Source organism: Streptomyces sp. NPDC059679, from assembly GCF_042734105.1.
In the GTDB taxonomy this organism is placed as follows: domain Bacteria; phylum Actinomycetota; class Actinomycetes; order Streptomycetales; family Streptomycetaceae; genus Streptomyces.
The window spans coordinates 1-5189 of sequence record NZ_JBHWES010000159.1; the positions used below are offsets into that span (position 1 = coordinate 1).

The following is a 5189-nucleotide window of genomic DNA, read 5'->3' on the forward strand; positions in this document are numbered from 1 at the left end:
CGGCAGACGGTTGGCTTCGAGCCCGCCGTACGGGAGCTGCTGGCCCGGCGCCACCGCGCGTTCATCGAGATCAGCGCCCATCCCGTACTGACGGTCGGGGTTCAGGAGACGGTCGACGACGTCGATGTGACTGCTGTGGTCGTGGGCACTTTGCGTCGGGACCAGGGTGGCAGTGACCGGTTCCTGGCCTCGCTGGCGGAGGTCTTCGTCCGTGGTGGCGCCGTCGACTGGGCGAGTGTGTTCGCGGACACCGGCGCCCACCGCGTCGACCTGCCCACCTACGCCTTCCAGCACGAGCTGTACTGGCCGAACGCCTCCATGCGGGTGGGCAACGTCACCGGCCTGGGCCAGGTGGCCGCCGGGCATCCGCTGCTCGGCGCCGCGGTCGAGCTGGCCGATGCGGGCGGGGTGCTGTTCACCGGCCGGCTGTCGCTGCGGTCGCATCCGTGGCTGGCGGATCACGCCGTGGGCGGTGTGGTGCTCTTCCCGGGCACCGGCTTCCTGGAGTTGGCGATCCGCGCCGGCGACCAGGTCGGCTGCGACCTGGTCGACGAGCTCACCCTGCTCGCACCCCTGGTCCTGGGGGAGCGCGACGCCGTCGCCATCCAGCTGTGGGTGGGGGCGCCGGACGAGACCGGCCGCCGCACCGTGAACGTGTACTCGCGCGCCGCCGAAGCCGCCGAGCAGCCGTGGACGCACCATGCCACCGGTGTGCTCGCCGAAGGGGAGCGTACGGCGCGGTTCGACGGAGCCGTATGGCCGCCCGAAGGCGCGGTCGTGGCCGATATGGAGGACTTCTACGCGCGGCTCGCCGACGGCGGGTTCGCGTATGGACCGCTCTTCCAGGGGCTGCGGGCGGTGTGGCAGCGCGGCGACGAGGTGTTCGCCGAGGTGGCACTCCCCGAGCAGACGGGCGGCGACGCCGAGTCGTTCGCGATGCATCCGGCCCTGCTGGACGCGGCCCTGCACGCGGTGTCGTTCGTGAACCTCGAAGCCGCCGAGGGCGGACGCCTGCCCTTCTCCTGGAGCGGTGTGTCCCTGCACGCCACGGGCGCCTCCATGCTGCGCGTACGCCTGACCCGGTGCGACGCGGAATCGGTCTCGCTGGCGGCCGTGGACACCGATGGCGCGCCGGTGGTCTCGGCGGACTCGCTGGTGCTGCGCCCGGTGTCGGCCGAACAGTTGGCCGGCGCCCGGGCCGGTGAGCAGGATTCGCTGTTCCGGCTGGAATGGGTCCCTGTCCAGGTCGATACGGCGGCGTCCGGCGCACTCGACATCGTGGAACTGACCGCGGACCAGGCCACGGACCCGGCGTCGCTGGCCACGGTGCCGGAGGTGGCGACGGTCACCTGGGAGCCGGCCGACTCCTCCTCGGCGGCCGAAGCGGTGCACGAGGAGACGGCGCGGGCGCTCCGGCTCATCCAGAACTGGCTGGCCGACGAACGGCTCCAGGGCTCCCGACTGGTCTTCGTCCTGCGCGACGCCGTCGCCGTCGAGTCGCCTGACATGGTGGCCGCGGCGGTCTGGGGGCTGGTGTCCAGCGCCCAGAGCGAGAACCCCGGACGGTTTGTGCTCGTGGACGCCGCTTCCCCGGACGAGGTGCGGACAGCGCTGGCGTCCGGCGAGCCGCAGGTCGTGGTGCGCGACGGCGGCGTATGCGTCGGCCGACTGGCCTCCGTAACCTCGCGCGGCTCGCTGCTGCCGCCGGCCGACGGAACGCCGTGGCGGCTGGACAGCCGGCAGAAGGGCAGTCTGGACAACCTCGAACTGCTCAGCTTCCCGGAGGCTGCCGAACCGCTGGCCGCCGGACAGATCCGGGTGGCCGTACGGGCCGCCGGCCTCAACTTCCGGGATCTTCTCAACGGCCTCAACGCGCTGGGCGCCTTCCAGGACAAGGTGGGGCCACTCGGCAGCGAGGCGTCCGGTGTGGTCGTGGAGACCGGCCCCGAGGTGACCGGGCTGCGCGTGGGCGACCGAGTGGTGGGACTGGTCGACAACTCCTTCGGGCCCCTTGCGGTGGCCGCTGAGCGGGCGGTGACCCGGATTCCGGAGGGCTGGCGGTTCGAGGATGCCGCATCCGTCCCGGTCGCGTACCTGACCGCGTATTACGGGCTGGTGGATTTGGCGGGGTTGTCGTCGGGCGAGTCGGTGCTGGTGCATGCGGGTGCCGGTGGTGTGGGGATGGCGGCAATTCAGCTGGCGCGGCATCTGGGCGCTGAGGTGTTCGCGACGGCGAGTGAGGGCAAGTGGGATGCGTTGCGGTCGCTGGGGATCCCGGACGACCACATCGCTTCCTCCCGTACGACGGACTTCGAGGAGCGGTTCCGCGAGGTGACCGGCGGGCGCGGCGTGGACGTGGTACTGAACTCGCTCGCGGGTGAGTTCATCGACGCGTCCGCGCGGCTCCTGCGCCCGGGCGGCCGGTTCGTCGAGATGGGCAAGCTGGACATCCGCGACGCCGACAGCTTCACCGACGCGACGTACCTCTGGTTCGACCTGCTCGACGCGGGCCCCGATCGTCTGCAGAGCATGCTGGTCGAGCTGATGGAGCTGTTCGAGGCGGGTGCGCTGCGGCCGCTTCCGGTGACGGCGTGGGATGTGCGGCGGGCGCGGGACGCCTTCCGGTTCATGAGCCAGGCCAGGCACACGGGCAAGATCGTGCTGACCATGCCGCGTGAGTGGGACCCCGAGGGCACCGTGCTGATCACCGGGGGTACGGGTGGTCTGGGCAGTGTGCTGGCGCGGCATGTGGTGACCAAGCACGGAGTGCGTCGACTGCTGCTCACCAGCCGCCGTGGGCTGGATGCCCCGGGTGCGGCCGAGTTGCGGGCGGAGTTGGCGGAGCTGGGCGCCGAGGTGTCGGTGGTGGCGTGTGATGTGGCCGACCGGGACGCGGTGGCGGAGGTGCTGGCGTCGATTCCGGCAGAGCATCCGCTGACCGCCGTGGTGCATGCGGCGGGTGTGCTGGACGACGGTGTGGTGGGGGCGCTGACGCCGCAGCGGCTGAGTGCCGTACTGCGCCCGAAGGTGGATGCGGCGTCGCATCTGCACGAGCTCACCCGCGACCTGGACCTGGCCGCCTTCGTGATGTTCTCCTCGCTCGCCGGGGTGATGGGCAACGCGGGTCAGGGCAACTACGCCGCCGCCAACGCCGCCCTCGACGCCCTGGCTCGCGGGCGCCGGGCGGCGGGGCTGGCCGGCCAGTCCCTCGTATGGGGCCTGTGGGCCCATGAAAGCGGCATGACCGGAAAGCTCACCGACGCCGACATCCAGCGCATGAGCGCCGCCGGGCTGCCGCCGATCAACGGCGAGGAGGGCATGGCCCTCTTCGACGCGGCGCTGTCCTGCGACGAGCCGGTGGTGGCACCCGTACGTCTGGACCTCGCCGCGTTCCGTGCGCAGCCCGAGGTGCCGAGCCTGCTGCGCGGGCTGGTCCGCACCACCCGCCGGGCGGCGGCAGCGGCAGCGGTGCCCGCGTCGGGCGCGGCGGCCGCGCTCACCCGGCAGCTGGCGGGAGTGGCGGAGTCCGAGCGCGCACCGGTCCTGGTGGACATCATCCGTGGCCAGGCGGCCGCGGTCCTCGGACATGCCTCGGCCGAGGCGGTCGAGGCGCGCAAGGAGTTCCGCGAGCTGGGCTTCGACTCGCTGACCGCCATCGAGCTGCGCAACCGGCTGAACACGGCCACCGGGCTGCGCCTGCCGTCCACACTCGTCTTCGACTACCCCACTCCGATCGTCCTCGCGGAGCATCTGCTCTCGGAGCTCGTGGGCCAACGCGGCGAGGTGGTCCTGCCGACGGCCGTCACCTCGGGGCTTGCGGACGACCCGATCGTGATCGTCGGGATGAGCTGCCGCTACCCGGGCGGCGTCCGGTCACCCGAGGACCTGTGGCGACTGGTCGCCGAGGGCCGGGACGCCATCGCCGAACTCCCCACGGACCGCGGCTGGCAGGTCTACGGGGACCTCGCCTTCGAGGGGGGCTTCCTCTACGACGTCGCCGAGTTCGACGCGGGCTTCTTCGGGATTTCGCCGCGTGAGGCGCTGGCGATGGATCCGCAACAGCGGCTGCTGCTGGAGACCTCGTGGGAGGTCTTCGAGCGCGCGGGCATCGACCCGGCCGACCTGCGCGGCACCGACACCGGTGTCTTCATCGGCGCAGGCAACGGTGGCTACGTGCCGCCGGAGGAGTCTCGCGGCCATCAGATGACCGGCCTGCTGACCAGCGTCGCGTCCGGGCGGCTGTCCTACACCTTCGGTCTCGAAGGCCCTGCGCTGACGGTGGACAGCGCGTGTTCGTCGTCGCTGGTCACCATTCACCTGGCGGCGCAGTCGCTGCGCTCGGGCGAATGCTCCTTGGCGCTGGCGGGCGGTGTCACGGTGATGGCCACCCCGGCGGCCTTCGGGGAGTTCGACCAGCACGGCGGGCTCTCACCGGACAGCCGCTGCCGCCCGTTCGCCGATTCGGCCGCCGGAACGGGCTGGTCGGAGGGCGTGGGCCTGGTGGTGCTCGAGCGGTTGTCGGACGCGCGGCGCAACGGGCATGAGGTGCTTGCCGTCATCCGGGGTTCGGCGGTCAACCAGGATGGCGCGTCGAATGGTCTGACGGCGCCGAATGGTCCGTCGCAGCAGCGGGTGATCCGTCAGGCGCTGGCGAACGCCGGTCTTGCGCCCGTGGATGTGGACGCTGTGGAGGCGCATGGTACGGGGACCACGCTGGGTGACCCGATCGAGGCGCAGGCGCTGCTCGCCACGTATGGGCAGGACCGTGAGCTGCCGCTGCGGCTGGGTTCCATCAAGTCCAACATGGGGCACACCCAGCTGGCGGCCGGTGTGGCCGGTGTGATCAAGATGGTGATGGCGCTGCGGCACGGTGTGCTGCCCAAGACGCTGCACGTGGACACGCCGTCCACGCATGTGGACTGGTCGGCGGGTGCGGTGGAGCTGTTGACCGAGTCGGCGGAGTGGCCGGAGACCGGGCGCCCGCGCCGGGGCGGTGTCTCGGCGTTCGGCGTCAGCGGCACCAATGTGCACGCCATCCTGGAGCAGGCACCACAGCCTGCCGAGCCGATCCCGGGTGACCAGGACGGCTCTGCAGTGGCCCCTGCTGCCCTGCCGTGGGTGGTGTCGGCGAAGACGGCCGAGGCGCTGCGTGGGCAGGCGGCCGGTCTGCTGGCGCGGGTGGAGGTCGA

General features: G+C 71.9%; 1 protein-coding gene. It reads left to right on the forward strand.

Going from position 1 to position 5189, the window contains the following annotated elements:
* Nucleotides 1-5189, forward strand: a 5189-nt coding sequence (locus tag ACFV2X_RS55265) for an SDR family NAD(P)-dependent oxidoreductase (RefSeq protein WP_385631836.1), incomplete at both ends; no start/stop codon positions are given.